Here is a 16,855-nt window from a genome sequence, read left to right on the forward strand (position 1 = left end):
GCGGGCGGCGGCGCCCGGAACATCGGTGTCAGCCACCGTTACGCGCGGCGCCGCCCCACGCTCAGACCATCGGCGAGAAGAAGTAGGTGTTGCGGGCCTCGAAGAGCAGGTCCCCGTTCAGCCGGAAGAAGTCGGCGAACCGCAGGCCCACCTCGCTGCCGTCCTTCAGCGTCCCGCGGAACTCACCCTCGACGGCGGCGTCGCCCGCCCCGACCACCAGCCTGACGACCGTGTGACTTCCCGTGTCGATGACCCGTTCATCACGGTAGAAGGCGTCGAGCCCGTCCCGTCCGACGATCGGCTCGTAGCCGGGACGCTCGTACACCGCGCGGTCGGCGAAGAGCCCGACCACTCCCCGGACGTCTCCGTCGTCCACCAACGCGTAGTAGCGGCGGACTCGTTCGGCGATCTGCTCCACCTCGAAAGCGGTCATGCCGTTTCCTTCCGGTCATGAGGGCGCTCGGTGCTCCGCGCGACGGGGAGCCGACCGGCGCCGACGGTGGGGGGAGAGAGGGACCCGGCCCGCGGTGGGCGAGAACGGATCCGGCAGACGACAGGCGAACGGCCTGGCTGCGCGAGTTCTGCGAGAGCTGTGCGACTCCTGCAAGACTAGACACACTTCGGTGCGTCGGGGCAGCCCACCGGGAAAAGAAGTCCGATGAGCGGCACGGTCGTTGGAGCCGGCGCCGGTCGGCCCCCGGGTCACCGCTCGCGACCGGTGGGAGCGGGGTCCGTGGCGCCCCGCGACCGCGCCAGGGCGCTCCGCAACTCCTTCCGTCCCGACAGGCCGAGCTTGCGGTAGACCGAGGTCAGGTGCAGTTCCACCGTACGGCGCGTGACGAAGAGTGCCTCCGCGATCTGCCGGTTGGTCCGCCCCGCCGCCGCCAGCCGTGCCACCTGCTTCTCGCTGCGGGTGAGTTCGCCCGCACCGCGCGAGGTGGCGCGCCGCGGCCGGGCCCCCGCGCTGAGCAGCAGACCGTGCGCCTCGTCGTGCAGGGCGTGGGCACCGAGCGCGTGCGACTCGTCCCAGCCCCGGCGCAGCACCTTCCGGGCCGGTCCGACGTGCCCGGCCCGCAGCAGCGCACGGCCGAGGGCCACCCGGGTCCGTGCCAGCGAGAGCGCGGCCCCGCTCTGCGCCAGCACGCTCTCGGCGTCCTCGAGGATCTGCAGCCGCCCGCGTTCCCCGCCCGCCGAGGCCAGCAGCTCCAGCGCCGTGCCCAGGGCGACGGGGAAGTCGGCGGAGTGCGCGAGATCCACGGCCCGGGTGGCCAGCCGGCCGGCCTCGGCCGGGTCGCCGACGGCCAGGTGGGCGTGGCCGGCCCAGTACCACCACGGCGAGGCGGCCGGGTTCGTCCGCTGCCACAGCTCCTGCCGGCGGCCGCACTCCGTCAGGTCCGCCACCGCGGCCACCGGGTCGTCCTGGGCCAGCCGGAGGCGCCCGCGGGCGGCGAGGTACTCGCTCCACTGCCAGGCGTCGTCGATGGCGTCCGGCGGCACCGTACCGGCCAGGGCGTCGGCCGCCACGACGTCGCCCCGGTCGAGGAGCGCGTGCAGCCGGACCGCCAGTGCCAGCGTCTGGTGGTGGGTGACCCGTGCGCCGGGCGTCGACCCCAGGGCCTGGACCGTGGAGCGGAGCGCCTGGTCGATACGCCCCAGCCGCTGGGCGGCCTCAGCGTCCAGGGCGAGCAGACCCGCCCGCAGGTGGTCGGGCACGGCGTCGGCACCCTCCAGCAACTGCCGGTACACGTGGGCGGCGTCGGCGGGACGGTCCGCGTACGCCAGCGCGGTGGCCGCGGCGGCCAGCGAGACGGGGGAGTCGGTGATCGGGGTACCGTTGCGCAGCACCCTGTCCGCCGCGGACAGGGCCTGCGGAAGGTGCTCGGCCCGACTCACCGCGATGAAGGCACGGCCCGCCAGCAGGGCCCGCTCCGCCGGGGTCGTGCCGGGCAGGTCCAGACGCAGCGAGGCCCTTTCGAGCAGGCCCGTATAGGCCTCGCGGTTGTCGGTCGCGGCCAACAGCATGTCCGCCTCCAGCAGCTGGAGACGAGCCCGTCCGGAGGGCGAACCGGTGTCCTGGGCGGCCAGCAACTGGGCCGCACGTCCTGTCCTGCCGGTGCGCGTCAGGGCTCCGACGAGCGTGCTGAGGGCCGTCAGACGCAGGTCGGGGTCGGGCAGGCGGTCCAGCACGGACGTCAGGTGCCCGATGCCGGACTCCGCGTCCACCCTGCTCTCGGCGATGCCCAGTTCCATCACCAGCACCGGGTCGCAGCTGTCCTCGCGCCCCGGCGGGACGCAGGACCGCAGTAACCTCACCGCGTGTTCCGCGGCGCCGCGCAGGAGTGCCGTGCGGGCCTCCTCCCGCAGCAGGGCAGTCGCCCACGGTTCCCGGGCGACTGCCGGTGACGCCGGCAGGTGCACGGCGATGGCGTCGGCCGGTGCTCCGCTGTCGTGCAGCAGCCGGGCGGCGCGCCCGTGCAGGTCCCTCCGGGTCCCGGCCGGGGTTCCCGTCAGGACCGCGTTCCGGACGGCCGGGTGCGCGAAGGACCAGGTGTCCCCGGCCAACGCCCGGACCAGCCCGATCGTCTCCAGCCTGTGCAGGGAGCGGGTGAACGCGGTTGTCTCCACCCGCGCCAGACCGGCCGCGGTGGTGGTATCCGTCCCGTCGCCCAGCACGGCCATGGCCTGCGCCGCACGCATCGCGACAGGGGACTGCCCGTGCAGGAGACACCGCACCCGTGCCCCGAACACCGGTATGTCGCCCGCGCTCGCCGCTTCGAGGCCGGCGCCCGTCAACGGCAGGCGCAGCTCGTCCAGGCCGGCGACCAGCCCCGTCACCAGCGAGGGGACACCGCTGGTCGCGGTCAGGCAGTCCGCCTGGAACCGGGCCTCGACGGCGGTCCCCGCCAGCCGGTGCACCACCGTCGCGGCCCCCTGCCCGGACAGTGGCCGCGGCCTGATCACCTCGAGCATCGAGCGGGTCGCCCATTCCATGGGCGCGATCGGCTCCTCACCGTCGCGCCAGCCGAGGGCCAGCAGGACCGGCAGGTCCTGCCGGGTCCGCATGAGGCGGACCAGCGCCCTGATCGACTCCAGGTCGGCGCGGTCGGCGTCGTCGACCGACAGGAGCGTCGGACGCGTCGCCACGGCGCAACCCATCACCTGCCGGTGGGTGAGGAGCGGGCCGTCAAGGGGTGGTGCGGCGGTGGTATCGGGCGAGGCGAGAAGGACGCGTGCCCGCCGCCCCGGGGGAGAGGGCCGCCGGCCCGGGGTGGCCATGGCGCGGCCGTCGTGGGCCGTGGTGTCGGTCGGAGCGCCCGGAGAGCCGAAGCGGAGCATCCGTTCCCGCGCTCCCGCCGTTCTGACGACGCGCAGCCCGCGGCGCCCGGCCTCCTCGGCCAGCGCCCCCAGGAGCGCCGTCCTGCCGATGCCGGCCGGCCCCTTGACGACGACGAGGCCGGTGCGTCCTGCCGCGGTCCGGCGCACGAGGGTGCGCAGGACAGCGATCTCCCGCTCACGTTCGACGAGCCGCGTCCGACCGGCCGGCAGCTTCTGGCCCTGGACGCCCGACGTAGTGATAGTGACCCGCCTCCCAGCGCCGTGCACCCGGTCCTGATCACCTCATGATCGAGTGGGATCGACCTTAGGAAGTGGAATCCTGCTCGGTCAAGCAAACCCTCGCTCGCGGTGGAAACACTGCGGTCCACGGGTTCGGTGTGCCGTTCATCGCGCGCCGACGTCCGGTGGAAGGGCGTGGCGCCCGCTGATGTCGAGCTTGCGGTAGGCGTTGGTCAGGTACCTCTCGATCATGCGCTTGGACACCTGGAGTTCGCGTGCGATGTCCGCGTTGTGCAGTCCGGCGGCCGCCAGCCTGGCGACCCGCGCCTCGGACGGGGTGAGTTCGGGCGCTTGCCCGGACACGGCGGGGCGTCGGCCGATCTGCTCCCGGATCAGCCGCGTCATCCGGTCCGCACCGCACAGGACGGACAGCTCGCGGGCCCGTTCCAGCGCCCTTCCGGCCCGTCGCCCGTCCACGCCCTCCCTGCTGCCGTAGGCGTACAGCGCCCGGCACAGCTCGTCGGCGTTCGTGGACCGCTCCAGCACGGAGACCGCCTCCGCCAGCAGGTTCGTTCCCCGGCGGCCGGGAGTGACGCGGCCCAGCGCCACCAGCGCCCGCCCCTGTGCGGACGGCGCGCCCCACGCGCGGGCCCGCTCCACTTCCAGCCGTGCCGCGGCCAGCGCCCGGTCCTGCTCGCCCAGCCGGAGGTGTACGAGGGCCGCCCGGGAGGACCACGGCAGCACGGCGGGATTCGACCAGCCGATCCGCTCCAGCCGCTCACCGGCCGTACGGAAGTGGTGGAGGGCGATGCGGTCGTGCCGACGCCGCGCCGCGAGCAGACCGCGCGCCATGTGCAGGAGCGCGGCGTGGTACTGGTCCCGGTGGTGGCAGAGATTGCCGGTGAGCAGCCCCTCGGCCAGCTCGGGCTCGTCGCTGCGCAGGGTGACGATGGCGTGGACGGCGGTGCAGAGGGCCGAGGCACGGGCCTGCGCCTCCTCCGCGGCACCGGTCGGTACGACCGTCCGGCGGGCCTCGGCGATCCGGCCGTGGGAGAGGGCCACCATGGCGCGCTCCGCCCGCAGTACGGCCGTCTCGGCGTCCGCGTTCTGGCCGACGCGCCGGTCGACCGCGTCCAGCCAGCGGACCGTCTCGGCGGTGTTCTCCGCGGCGGCCAGGGCGTTCACCGCCAGCGGCAGGGGAGTGTGGGCATGGCGGGGATCCGGCGGTTCGAGCGCCATGAGGGATGCCCCGAGGTCCGCCACCCGCTCGGCCGACGCCTTGTTGGTGACGAACGCGATGTGGATGAGCGCGGCGAGCAGTTCCCGTTCGCCCACCGTCCTCACGGGCGGTCGGGCGCCCAGCTCGCCGAGCCGGCGCAGGGCGGCGGGGACGACCGCGGGATCCTGGGCGCTCAGGGCGTAGTGGCGGGCCTCCAGACGCATCGTGAGTTCGGCCGCCGCGGCGTCTTCACCGCCCCGCGTTCGCAGTTGGGCCGCCAGGTCCCCGGTCAGGGCGGCGATGCCGGATTCCGAGGGCTGGTAGAGCAGCGGGCCCAACTGCACGGCGGCGGCGGCACGGTCCAGGGCGGACTCGAACAACGGCAGCGCCTCGACCACGTGCCGCAGCGCGGCAACGGTCGCGAACTGCCGCTCCGCCACGGCGAGATCGGTCAGCACCCGGGCCCGGAGCGGGCCCGTGCACGAGCCGTCCAGCAGAGCCTGGCGCAGATAGCGGGCCGCGTCGCGCGGCGCTCCCCGTGCCAGAGCGCGGTCGGCAGCGGCACGCAGGATCCCCGCGGCGCCGGGAGCCCGCAGAGTGTGCACCGACATGAGCTGCCCGGCGGCGGCCTCCACGGAGTGCCCCGTCCGGTGCAGCAGCACCGCGGCGCGGTTGCGCATATCGGTGAGTTCGTCCGCCGGGACACCGTCCGCCAGCGCGTCCCACAGGAGCGTGCCGTACTCCTCGTCCCCCGGCCGGCCCAGCCCCCAGCGGCGCAGCGCGCCGACCGCCTCCGCGTACCCCGCCGCGTCCAGGCCCGCCAGCAGGGCAGCGACCCGTCGGTCCGCGTCACCGCCCAGGACGCACAGGGCGTGCACGGTGCGGCGGAGCGCGTCGGGCTGGGACCGCAGGAACGCGGTCAGGTACTGGCACAGGACGTCGGAGCGGAGCGTACGCGCCAGCTCCGCGCCCCGGGCCCGGGGCCGCAGACCGCGGGAGTAGGCCTCGTCCAGCAGGGACCGGAGCAGCAGTGGACTGCCGGCGGACCGCACCCGCACGGCCGCCACGAACTCCGCGTCCGCGCTCCCGCCCAGGGCGGCCTCGACCGACCGGCGCACGGCCTCGGGGCCGAGCGGGCCCAGCCGGACCCTCCGGTCCGCCGCGTCCACCAGCCCGCGCAGGACGGAACCCGCAGCGGGCACGACCCCGGACGGCAGCGACATGGCGAACACCACGCGGCGATCGTGCCGTCCGGCCAGGCCCTTCGAGAGCTCCGCCAGCGACTCCGCGTCGCACCAGTGCAGATCGTCGACCAGGACAAGTACCGTACCCTCGCCGGGCACTGCGTCCAGGACATCCGACAGGGACACCCGGTCACCGGCCGGCTCACGGTGCGCGTAGTCGCAGGGCCGCCGCGCCCTGCCGGACTCCGCCGTCGCCGCGGCGCAGGCCGCGGACTCCACCAGTTGGTCGACCACACCGAACGCCAGCCGGCGCTCCGAGCTGGACGCCTGAGCCCTGAGAACCGTGATCCGCCCACCCGGCGCCTGCTCGGGCAGTGCCTCCAGGAACGACGATCTGCCCGTGCCGAGCGGGCCCTCGACCAGCAGCAGAGATCCGTGTCCCGCCGTGGCCCGGCGCAGGCAGGCAGCCGCCAGCGCCAGTTCGGTCTCACGTTCCAGTAGCAGCAAAGTCGTCCCGTTCCCGTGCGCTCCGGCGGCCGTCCCCGTACGTACTTCTACCCAGCCCCGGACCGGCGAGCGCCGGACACCGCCGGGCCCGCCACCGCGTCCGAATCCAGTACGCATCACCCGGACGAACGGTTCACGCACCGCGACGGGCCATTACGGGGACAGAGCGCAACGGGTGAAGATCTCCGTGAGCTCCCGGGCCAGGTGGTCCAGCTCGGCAACGGCGAACAACTCGTGATGACGGACCACGTTGTCGAGTGCGCCCTGCACGGTCAGCGCCAGCACCGGCGGGTCGGCGATGCGGAACTCGCCCGCACGGCATCCTTCTTCCAGCAGTGTCACCAAGCTCTCCACCGACAACGCGCTGCGCGCGACGTCGTCCAGTTCCGCCGACGGCCGCTCGCGGACGAGTGCGGCGATCTCGACGAGTGCCCGGGCGTGCGCCGGGTAGCGGTCCACGAAGTCGAAGTACGAGGCGATGTAGGCGACCAGTTTTCCGCGGTACGTCGCCTCCCGCACGACACGGCTGGTCCGCAGGGTGCCCGCCCTGGCCACGATGGTCCTGGTGACCTCCCTGAGTAATTGCGGTTTTCCCGCGAAATGGTAGGAGATCAGGCCGGTGCTGCTCAGGTTCGCATGTTTGCAGATCGCCGTGAACGACGTCTTCGTGTGACCCATCTCGGCCAGCGTCTCGATCGTGGCCTCGACGATCTGCGCCCTCCGCGCCTCCTGGGTGAAGGTACGGCCGTGCACGGGGCTGGACGGCGGTTTCCTGTACATCGCGTCCTCAAGTTGGTGATGGCAGGCGCTTGTCCTGTTTCGGCGCGCCCACGGGCGGCTGCGAAATCCGCACCCCGGCAGCCCCCCATCCGGCAAACTCCCGGAACACGGCCCCAGTTCTAGCAGGCACGTTGCGAGGCGGAGGCCTCCTCGGCGCCGTAACGGTGGATCCCACCGAGGACCGGCCCCGGTACGTGCCGTGAGGATGACGGCGCGACGGTGGAACGGCCACCGTGCGAAGACATGGGAAGGGACGGTGGGACAGTGAACCCGTTCGACGATCCGGACGCCACCTTCCGGGTTCTCGTCAACGACGAGGGGCAGCACTCCCTGTGGCCCGCGTTCGCGGAGGTCCCCGACGGCTGGACCGTCGCGCACGACGAGGACAGCCGCGAGGCGTGTCTGGCCCACATCGAGAAGAACTGGACCGACCTGCGGCCCAGGAGCCTGATCGAGGCCATGGAAGACTGACCCGGGCACACCCCGAGGAGCGCGCATGCGACACGACACCCTCGTCGACGCCATCGGGAACACCCCGTCCGTCCGGCTGCGGACGGACGCCCCCGACGGCGTCGAGGTCTATGCCAAGCTCGAACTGCTCAACCCCTACGCCATGAAGGACCGCGTCGCCCGCCGCATCATCCTCGAGGCCCGCCGCACCGGTGCGCTGCGAGAAGGTGCCCCCATCGTGGAGAGCTCCTCCGGCACCATGGCCCTCGGTGTCGCCCTGGTCGGCACCTACCTCGGACACCCGGTGCACATCGTCACCGACCCCCGCATCGACCCCGTCACCCTCGCCAAGCTGGAGGCGATGGGCTGCAGCGTGCACATCGTGGAGGCCATGACCGCCCAGGGCTGGCAGAGCGCACGCCTCGAGCGACTCGCCGACCTGATGCGCGACCTGCCGGGCGCCTGGTGGCCGCAGCAGTACAGCAACCCGGACAACCCGACCGCCTACCGCACCCTCGCCGCCGAACTCCTCCACGACCTGGGCACCGTTGACGTCCTGGTCGGTTCCGTCGGCAGCGGCGGCTCGCTCTGCGGCACCTCCGCCGCGCTCCTGGAGCACCTGCCCGACCTGAAGGTGGTGGGCGTCGACTGCGTCGGCAGCGTCCTGTTCGGCCAGCCCGACCTCGCCACCCGCAAACAGAGCGGTCTGGGGAACAGCCTCCACCCCGACAACATCGACTACCGGCTCTTCGACGAGGTCCACTGGCTCTCCGACGACGAGGCCTTCGACGCGACGAAGCGCCTCGCGAGAGAGGAGAAGATCTTCGCCGGCAACACCTCCGGTTCGGTCTACCGGGTCCTCACCCACCTCGCGGCCCGTGCCGCGCCCGGGACCCGGCTCGTGGGCATCATGCCGGACCGCGGGGACCGCTATGCCGAGACCGTCTACCGCCACGAGGCCGCCGGTCCCGTCGCCACCGCCCCCACCGAGGTGCCCTTCGGTACGACGGTCCACAGCTGGTCCTGCGCGGTGATCCCGCGCCGGGACCGACCTGTGCTCTTCTTCGTCGAGTCCAACACCACCGGCACCGGCATGCTGGCCCTGCGGACCGCGACCCGGCTGGGCCTCGCCCCGGTCCTCCTGACGAAGGACCCGGCCCGCTACGCGGGACTGGAGGAGACCGGTTGTCCCGTCGTTCGCTGCGACACCGAGGACGCCGCGGCCGTGCGTGCCGCCGCGGATTCGGCCTCTGCGAGACGTTCGGTGGCCGGGGTCACCACCACCAGCGATTTCTACCTCGTCCACGCGGCGCTGCTGGCGCGGTCGTTCCGGCGGCCCGGACACGCTCCCGACACCGCCGCGCTGTGCCGCGACAAGTCCCTGAGCAGGGCGGTGCTGAGCGAGGCGGGTGTGCCGCAGCCCGCCCACGTCGTCGTCGAATCGGGCGACGGTGTCGCTGCCGCCGTCGCCCGTGTGGGCCTGCCCTGTGTGGTCAAACCGGCCGACGGCTCCGGCTCGCAGGACGTGCGTTGGTGCGCCGACGAGGCGAGTGCCCTCGCGCAGGCCGCGAGCATCTTCGCCGCCACCGAGAACGTCCGGGGCCAAAAGCGTGCGGGCAAGGTGCTTGTCGAGGAATTCGCGCGGGGCCCGGAGTACAGCGTGGAGATGTTCTGCACCGGAGGTGAGGCCGTGTGCGTCGGCATCACCGAGCGGACCACCACCGCGCTGCCGTACTTCGTCGAGACCGGGCACCTCTTCCCGGCCGTACTGCCCGCCGCGGCCGAGGCGGAACTCGCGGAGAGCGCGCGGCACGCACTCGAGGCGATCGGCTTCGAACTCGGCCCCGCCCACGTGGAGGTCCGCCTGACCCCGGCGGGACCCGTCGTCATCGAGGTCAACGGACGACTGGCCGGCGGCATGATCCCCGAACTGGTGCGCGCCGCGACCGGCATCGACCTGCTGGACCAACACCTGCGCGCGGTTACCGGACGCCCCCTCGCACTGGGTGCGGACCGGGCCCGGCACGCCGGCCTGCGGTTCCTGACCGTCACGGATAGCGGGCGACTGACCGCCATCACCGGTGCTGCCGAGGCCGCCCGGGTTCCCGGCATCACGTCCGTCGTCACCACCGGGAGCGCGGGGCGGACGGTGTGCCCGCCGCGGGACGCCTACGATCGCCTGGGCCACGTCGTCGCGGTCGGCTCGACGCGGCAGGAGGTCGAGACCGCGCTGGAGACGGCGACGGCACTGATCCGGGTGGAAACCACCCCGGCCGCGTGAGACGGGGCACCGCCGGCCGTCCGCACCGGGGCGGTACGGCCCCGGCCCACCCCTTTCCGTGTCCCGGGCGAACCCCTGCCCCTGCCACCGCGGCGCGGGTGAGGAGGACGGGCCACGGCGGCAGGACACCGCAGCCCGTACGGCGGTTACACGCTGCCCCGCAGTTCCGGCCGGGCGGCTCTGCCGCCGGCCCTCACCCCCCGCGGCGGCTCCGCGGGTTCGAAGAGCCGCCACAGGGGCACGGTTGTCGCCGGCCAGGAGGCGGCCGGTGAGGGCGCCTCGGGCACGTCGCCCTGCTGCTGCGCTGCCCACGCAGCGATGTGCGCCCGCGATCGCAGGCCCAGCGTGGTGCGGATATGACGGATGTGAGTCTCCACTGTGCGGACAGACACATGGATCCGCGCGGCGATCTGCCGGTTGGTCAGACCCTCCACAACCAACGCGGCCACGTCCTGCTCCCGCCTGCTCAGGGGATGTGCGGCCCCCCTGACCCGGGTCTCCGTCCGTTCCTCGCCGAGCGCCACGCACAGCGTCTGCCGCCACGGCATCGCACGCCCCGCCTCCAGCCAGGATTCGGCCCGGCCCACGGGCAGCGCCCGCATCGCGGTCTCACGCGCCCGCTGTATGCGCAGCCGCCACCAGCCGCTCTCCCCGCTCCCTCCGCCGCGCAGCCGCTCAGCGGCGCCCAGCAGTTGTACCCCCCGGTCGAACCGGTAGCCGCGGATGGCGACCAGCGCGAGCCCCTCCAACGCGCGTGCCACGTCCCCGCGGCGATGTGCCCGGCAGCGCAGCGCCTCGGCGAAGTACTCCTCCGCCCGTCGCGCGTCGCCCAGTTCCAGCGCCAGCGAGCCGGCGGTGGACAGCACGGGGCCCAGCCAGGGCGGAACCACTTCGCCGCGCAGCACAGGCAGCGCCCGGTCGAGGTCGCGTTCCGCGCCGGCCGGGTCGCCGCTCTCCAGCCGGTACCGGGCGAGAGCGCCCAGGCTCAGAGCCACCAGGCCGTCGTGCCGCGACCGCAGACCGATCTCCAGCGAGTCCTCCAAATCGCTGACCGCCGCCCGGCTCTCGTCCCGCACCTGACGCAGGGTCCCTCGTACCAGCAGCAGCCGCCCCAACAGCGGTGAACGGCCCCGACGCCGCTCGCCCCGCACAGCCTCGTCAATCCGCCGCGCCGCCCCGTCCGTCCCGGCGTCCTGGCCGGTCAGGGCCGCCGCCTCCAGCGCCACGGCACGATAAACGGATCCCGACCCGGCCTGCTCCAGGGCGTGCTCCACCAGTTCGGCCACCTCAAGGCCTTGCCCCTGCGTCTCCTCCACCGCCGCCAGCGCCCCGGCCAGGAGAAGCTGGCGCTCGTCGGAACCCCATGCCAGCCACCGCACCGCGTGCGCGAGGTTGACTCGCTCCCCGGCCAGTCTGTCAAGCGTCGCCGCCGGGACCACCGCCTCCTCCCGCAGTGGCTGTGACAACGATGTCAGCCAGGCCGTCAGCCGTTCGTACGCCGCCGTGTCCTCCCCCTCCGAGACAAGCCGCTCCTGCCCGAAACACAGCATGGACTCCAGCATCCGGAAGCGCGTCCCGCCGCTTGCCCTGGGCAGTGGTGTGATGACGGACTTCGCTTCCAGGGCGACCAGGAGTTCCGGCAACGCGGTCGCCGCGTCCGGCAGGTCGGCCGTGACGGCAACGGCCGCATCCGGCCCGAATCCACCCGGCAGGACCGAAAGCCTTCGCAGCACCGCCTGTTCCACCGGGCCGAGCAGCGCGTACCCCCACTCCAGCGCCGCGCGAAGACTCCGGTGGTGCTCGTCGGCGAGCCGCCAGCCGTTCGTCAGGAGCGCCAGCCGGTCGTGCAGTCGGGAGCGGATCTCGGCCGGCGGGAAGACCCGGACCAGCCGGGCCGCCATCTCGATCGGCAGCGGCAGCCCGTCCAGACGCGCGCATATCTCGGCCACGTCGCCGGCGTTGTCCCGGCTGAGCCGGAAGTCCGGGGCCATCGCACGGGCCCGGTCGACGAAGAGCGTGACCGCGTCCGACCGCAGGACGTCGGCAAGGGAGGCCACGGGTTCGCAGGCGCCCAGCGAGAGGCCGGGTACGGAGAAGACCGACTCACCGGGCAGGCACAGCGGCTCCCTGCTGGTGGCCAGCACGCTCAGCCGTGGCCGGGCGGGGAGCAGTTCGGTCAGCAGGGTTCCACAGGTGTACAGCACGTGGTCGCAGTCGTCCAGGACGAGCAGCCGGTCCGCTGGGGCATGCCCTTCAGGTTCGTCGCCGAGCGCGTCGAGGATCCGCCGGCGTACCGCGTCCGCGTCGGTGACGGTGCTCAGCCTCACCACCGACACCTCGCTCCGGCGGCCCCGTGCTTCCTGACCGGCCACCTCCAACGCCAGGCGGGACTTGCCCACCCCGGCGGGCCCGGTCAGTGTCAGAAGCCGGCCCTCGCGCAACAGCCGGGTCAGCTCGACCAGTTCCTCGGTCCGGCCGAGAAAGCTGCTCAGCTGGGTCAGGTGTTCGCTGCTCAGCCCTGCGTCCACACCGCCGGATCGATGCCGCATCCGATAGGAGCGCTGGCGGCAGGCGTTGGAGCAGTAGCGCGCACGGGGCTGTGGGGAGCGGTGCTGCTTGGTCCGGGCCAGTGGGGATCCGCATGTGTCGCACGTGACAGTCGTGGGGGCGGACATGGCACACACCTTTCATGGGGGTCGGCGGGTGCGGTGACGTGCAGTGGTTCGGGAGGCAAGGCCGGCGTCGGGGAAGACGAGGGTGCTACTGGGAATCGCAGAAGGTGCCGGTGCGGTGGGCGCCGGGGCGTCAGCAATCAGCAATCAGCAATCGGGGCAAGGATGAGCGTCCGTAGCCTGTGGAGAGAAACACTTCAGCCGCTGGGCGTGAGTGTTCTGACTCATTGCCTCAGAGCCTAGAAATGGTCGCGTCCGCAGGTCAAGCAATGATTTGCACGCGCCCAAAATACTGTGGTCCAGGGGTTCGGGGGTTCGGGGGCAGTGCGTCTGTTTCTCTGTGAGCAGAGACCGTTTCGTGCCCGTTCTGAACGGAGTTCTCGCACTATCTGCGGCAGAAGGGCGCATGGACGTCGCCGTGCGGGCCCGTTTTCACCGGCAGCGCAGGTCGGATCTCCTCCGTTTTCCCTCACCCTCTCCAAACGGCCCGCTTTCTCGGCACTCCCGTGGGCAGACGCGGCGGGGGCTCAGTCCCGCCGCTCCGCCTTCACCCGATCGGCGGCCCACCGTGAGTCGCCCCGTGCTGCCGTCCGGCCGCGTTGCGACCAGGTGTCCTCGCCCGGCTCGCGCTGCCGGTCGCCGTCGCCCACCACATCCGTCCGGACAACACCTGCGCGGTACTGGAGCGCTGATCGGCTCCTCGCTCAGGTACTCGGTCGTGAGTCAGGGCGTCGGCGTCGGCCTCCCTCGTGGCGGTGGCCGACGCCGATCGCAGTGGACGCGCCCCTGGAATCGCACGGCACACTGGGGGAGCGTCTGCTGACGCGGCCTTGCCGTCGTGGCTGGTCGGGGCGGACACGGCGGATGCGGGTCGGTGTCGGAGTCGCGGTTCCGTTGAAGTGCGAAGTTTCGCAATGGGCCTTGACCCCTGATGTTGGACGCACGAGACACCGGATCCTGAGGATCCGAGGACGGACATCTCGTGGTCATGAAGAACTGTCCGCCGGAGTTCAAGGCGGACGCGGTCGCGCTGTACGAGTCGCGGCCGCTGGTGAACCGCGGTGAGACGGTCAACCACAAATGCGTCGCCAGGATCATGCGCGCGTCCGGAATCAAAGGGATCCGGTTGCGCCGCCGTCACCGCACCACCGTCCCCGGCGCGGCAGCGGACACGGCGCCGGACCTGATCGGCCGCGACTTCAACGTCCAGGCTCCGAACACGAAGTACGCCGGCGGCATCACCTACCTGCCCGTCGAGGGCGGGAGGTTCTGCTGCCTGGCGACCGTCATCGACCTCGCATCGCGACGGCTGGCCGGCTGGGCGATAGCCGGCCGCATCGGAACTTCTCGCAGACGCCGCGCCGCAGGTGGGCGGGGTGCGGACCGGTCCCGAGCCGCGCTGTCGGCGCCCGTCGCTCTGCTCGCCGGACTCCACGGCCGCGCGTTCCGCCTGGTCTCACCAAACCCCGGCGGCGGAGTCGGAACGACAGGGCTGCGCGCCTCTCGCCCTCAAGTGGTCGTGCGCGGACTCCCCGTTGTGCTGCTACGGCGAAGGACACCTGGCGCCGGTCCGGCCCCTCTTCGCGGCCCGGGGAGACCTCCTCGACCTGCCGTCCGAGCCGGGCGACGACGAGCGTGCGCTGCGACTGAACCCGCCCGCGGCCCTGACGGACTGGCGGGCCGAGGCCGCCGCACCCCAGGAGGTCTGACCGAAGGACGCCCATGGGCGGGCCGGGGCTGTTTTAGAGTGACTTCCGCCAGCCGCACGACGGATCTGTGAGGTACTCACCAGCCATGACGACCGAAACGTTTGAGTTCCAGGTAGAGGCGCGTCAGCTGCTCCAGCTGATGATTCACTCCGTCTACTCGAACAAGGATGTCTTTCTGCGCGAGCTCGTTTCCAACGCCTCCGACGCGCTGGACAAGCTGCGCCTCGCCGCCCTGCGCGACGACGCCCCCGGTGCCGATGTGAGCGACCTGCACATCGAGTTGGAGGTCGACAAGGACGCCCGCACGCTGACCGTGCGGGACAACGGCATCGGCATGTCGTACGACGAGGTCACCCGGCTGATCGGCACGATCGCCAACTCGGGCACCGCCAAGTTCCTCCAGGAGCTGCGCGAGTCCAAGGACGGGGACGGGAACGGCGACGGGGCCGGCGCCGACGGACTCATCGGCCAGTTCGGCGTCGGCTTCTACTCGGGCTTCATGGTCGCGGACGAGGTCACTCTCGTCACCCGGCACGCCGGCGAGACCGAGGGCACCCGCTGGACCTCGCGGGGTGAGGGCACGTACACCCTGGAGCGGATTCCCGAGGCCCCGCAGGGCACCGCGGTCACCCTGCACCTCAAGCCGGCCGACGCCGAGAACCAGCTGCACGACTACACCTCCACCTGGAAGATCAAGGAGATCGTCAAGCGGTACTCGGACTTCATCACCTGGCCGGTCCGCCTGCTGCCGGAACCGGGTGAGGACGGCGACGGCGCCGAGGCTCGCGAGGCCGAGACGCTCAACTCGATGAAGGCCCTCTGGGCGCGCCCGCGCGACGAGGTGTCCGACGACGAGTACCACGAGCTGTACAAGCACATCGGCCACGACTGGCGCGACCCGCTGGAGACGATCCGGCTCCAGGCGGAGGGCACCTTCGAGTACCAGGCTCTGCTCTTCGTGCCCTCGCACGCCCCGCACGACCTGTTCACCCAGGGCTACCAGCGCGGCGTCCAGCTCTACGTGAAGCGCGTCTTCATCATGGACGACTGCGAGGAACTGCTGCCGCCCTACCTCCGCTTCGTCAAGGGCGTGGTCGACGCGCAGGACCTCTCGCTCAACGTCTCCCGCGAGATCCTCCAGCAGGACCGCCACATCCGCATGATCCAGCGCCGCCTGACGAAGAAGGTCCTGTCGACGGTCAAGGACCTCAGGACGTCGGCGCCGGACCGCTACGCCACGTTCTGGCGCGAGTTCGGCGCGGTGCTGAAGGAAGGCCTGGTCACCGACTCCGACAACCGGGACGCGATCCTCGCCGCCTGTTCCTTCGCCTCCACCCACGACGCCGACGAGCCCACCTCGCTCAAGGACTACGTGGAGCGGATGAAGGACGGGCAGGACGACATCTACTACATGACGGGCGAGTCCCGTGCGGCCCTCGAGAACTCCCCGCACATGGAGGCGTTCCGGGCCAAGGGCGTCGAGGTCCTCCTGCTCACCGACGCCGTCGACGAGGTCTGGGTCGACGCGGTGGGGGAGTACGAGGGCAGGACGCTGCGGTCGGTGGCCAAGGGCGAGATCGACCTCTCCGGCACCGAGGACGACAAGAGCGAGGCAGAGAAGGAGAAGCAGGGCGAGGAGTACGCCGGGCTGCTCGGCTGGATGACCGAGCACCTGGGCGAGGACGTCAAGGAGGTCCGCCTCTCCTCCCGACTCACCGTCTCGCCGGCCTGCGTCGTCTCCGACGCCGGTGAGCTGACGCCGGCGCTGGAGAACATGTACCGGGCGATGGGGCAGGAGGTGCCCAGCGCCAAGCGCATCCTCGAACTCAACCCGGAACACCAGCTGGTGAAGACCCTGAACCGGGCCTGGACCGACCAGCGGGACCGCGCGGAGCTCACGGAGACCGCCGAACTGCTGCACGCCCTCGCGGTGCTCGCCGAGGGCGGCCGGCCCAAGGAGCCCGCGCGGTTCGTGCAGTTGATGGCGGACCGCCTGGAGCGCACCCTCTAACCGGCCGGAAGGACACGAGTCCGGAAGGACACGACTCCCGAAGGGCGCGGGATCCGTAAGCACCCGGATGCCGCGCCGTCCGTCATCCGCATGGCGAGACGGCGTGGCATCCGGAGCAGCCTCTTCGCATGCTCGGCGGTGTGCTGATGGGCGTCGGGGCCCGATTGGCCGGCCTGCAACATCGACGCCTACCTGGCGGGCATCGCCTCCGGCAGCCTCAGCGGCTGGCTGTGGGGCGCCTTCGCGCTGGCCGGCACCTGGGTGGGCCTCAGGCTGCGGCCGCTGTTCGGGCTGGGCAACCCCAAGCCGGGCGACGGCGTCTGCTGACGAGGATGCCCGTGCGGCACAGGGGTCAGGACTGCGCCGCACGGGCCGCTGAGGGCGCCGCTAGGTGTATTGACCCGCTGCGTTGTTGACACGGCTGATCGGTGGCTGACCTCCGAGTGCGGTGTGGCAGCGATGGTAGTTGTAGGCGTGGAGGAACGGT

General features: G+C 72.2%; 9 protein-coding genes and 2 pseudogenes. 6 read left to right on the forward strand and 5 right to left on the reverse strand.

Annotation, left to right across the window (positions count from 1 at the left end; genetic code table 11):
* Positions 1-61: 61 nt before the first annotated feature.
* The 4 genes from AB0P07_RS34795 to AB0P07_RS34810 form a co-directional block, all read right to left on the reverse strand.
* Positions 62-433: a nuclear transport factor 2 family protein gene (locus AB0P07_RS34795; RefSeq protein WP_365557958.1), complete on the reverse strand. Its 372-nt coding sequence runs from the start codon at positions 431-433 to the stop codon at positions 62-64.
* A 269-nt stretch (positions 434-702) separates the two neighbouring features.
* The gene (locus AB0P07_RS34800; RefSeq protein WP_365557960.1) at positions 703-3,603 is read right to left on the reverse strand and encodes an AAA family ATPase; all 2,901 of its coding nucleotides are present in this window, start codon (positions 3,601-3,603) and stop codon (positions 703-705) included.
* A 117-nt stretch (positions 3,604-3,720) separates the two neighbouring features.
* Positions 3,721-6,465, reverse strand: coding sequence for a LuxR family transcriptional regulator (locus tag AB0P07_RS34805; protein WP_365557961.1), 2,745 nt, complete (start codon positions 6,463-6,465; stop codon positions 3,721-3,723).
* Positions 6,466-6,618: 153 nt separating this feature from the next.
* Positions 6,619-7,245 carry a TetR family transcriptional regulator gene (locus tag AB0P07_RS34810; protein ID WP_365557963.1) on the reverse strand — a complete coding sequence of 209 codons (627 nt, stop codon included), beginning with the start codon at positions 7,243-7,245 and terminating at the stop codon, positions 6,619-6,621.
* A gap of 243 nt (positions 7,246-7,488) precedes the next feature.
* Between AB0P07_RS34810 and AB0P07_RS34815 the strand changes: the two genes are divergently transcribed.
* The gene (locus AB0P07_RS34815; protein WP_365557965.1) at positions 7,489-7,716 is read left to right on the forward strand and encodes an MbtH family protein; all 228 of its coding nucleotides are present in this window, start codon (positions 7,489-7,491) and stop codon (positions 7,714-7,716) included.
* A 25-nt stretch (positions 7,717-7,741) separates the two neighbouring features.
* Complete coding sequence (locus AB0P07_RS34820) at positions 7,742-9,976, forward strand: pyridoxal-phosphate dependent enzyme (protein WP_365557968.1); 2,235 nt, start codon at positions 7,742-7,744, stop codon at positions 9,974-9,976.
* Positions 9,977-10,122: 146 nt separating this feature from the next.
* On the opposite strand, the gene AB0P07_RS34825 is transcribed toward AB0P07_RS34820, so the two are convergent.
* A complete protein-coding gene (locus tag AB0P07_RS34825; protein ID WP_365557969.1) occupies positions 10,123-12,504 on the reverse strand; it encodes a LuxR C-terminal-related transcriptional regulator in 2,382 nt (793 codons plus the stop codon).
* A gap of 1,213 nt (positions 12,505-13,717) precedes the next feature.
* On the opposite strand from AB0P07_RS34825, the pseudogene AB0P07_RS34830 reads away from it, so the two are divergent.
* The 4 genes and pseudogenes from AB0P07_RS34830 to AB0P07_RS34845 all read left to right on the forward strand — a co-directional run.
* Positions 13,718-13,978, forward strand: a pseudogene (locus AB0P07_RS34830) (IS3 family transposase); the annotation flags it as partial.
* Positions 13,979-14,024: 46 nt separating this feature from the next.
* Entirely contained in the window at positions 14,025-14,357 is a 333-nt protein-coding gene (locus tag AB0P07_RS34835) for a DUF4303 domain-containing protein (protein WP_365557971.1), read from the forward strand.
* Between the two features lie 85 nt (positions 14,358-14,442).
* The gene (gene htpG, locus AB0P07_RS34840) at positions 14,443-16,368 is read left to right on the forward strand and encodes a molecular chaperone HtpG (RefSeq protein ID WP_365557972.1); all 1,926 of its coding nucleotides are present in this window, start codon (positions 14,443-14,445) and stop codon (positions 16,366-16,368) included.
* Between the two features lie 128 nt (positions 16,369-16,496).
* Positions 16,497-16,695 (forward strand): annotated as a pseudogene (locus AB0P07_RS34845) (YeeE/YedE thiosulfate transporter family protein); the annotation flags it as partial.
* Between the last annotated feature and the right edge of the window lie 160 nt (positions 16,696-16,855).

Origin of the sequence: Streptomyces sp. NPDC085944, from assembly GCF_040686295.1 — a bacterium.
GTDB classification, from domain to species: Bacteria; Actinomycetota; Actinomycetes; order Streptomycetales; family Streptomycetaceae; genus Streptomyces; species Streptomyces salinarius.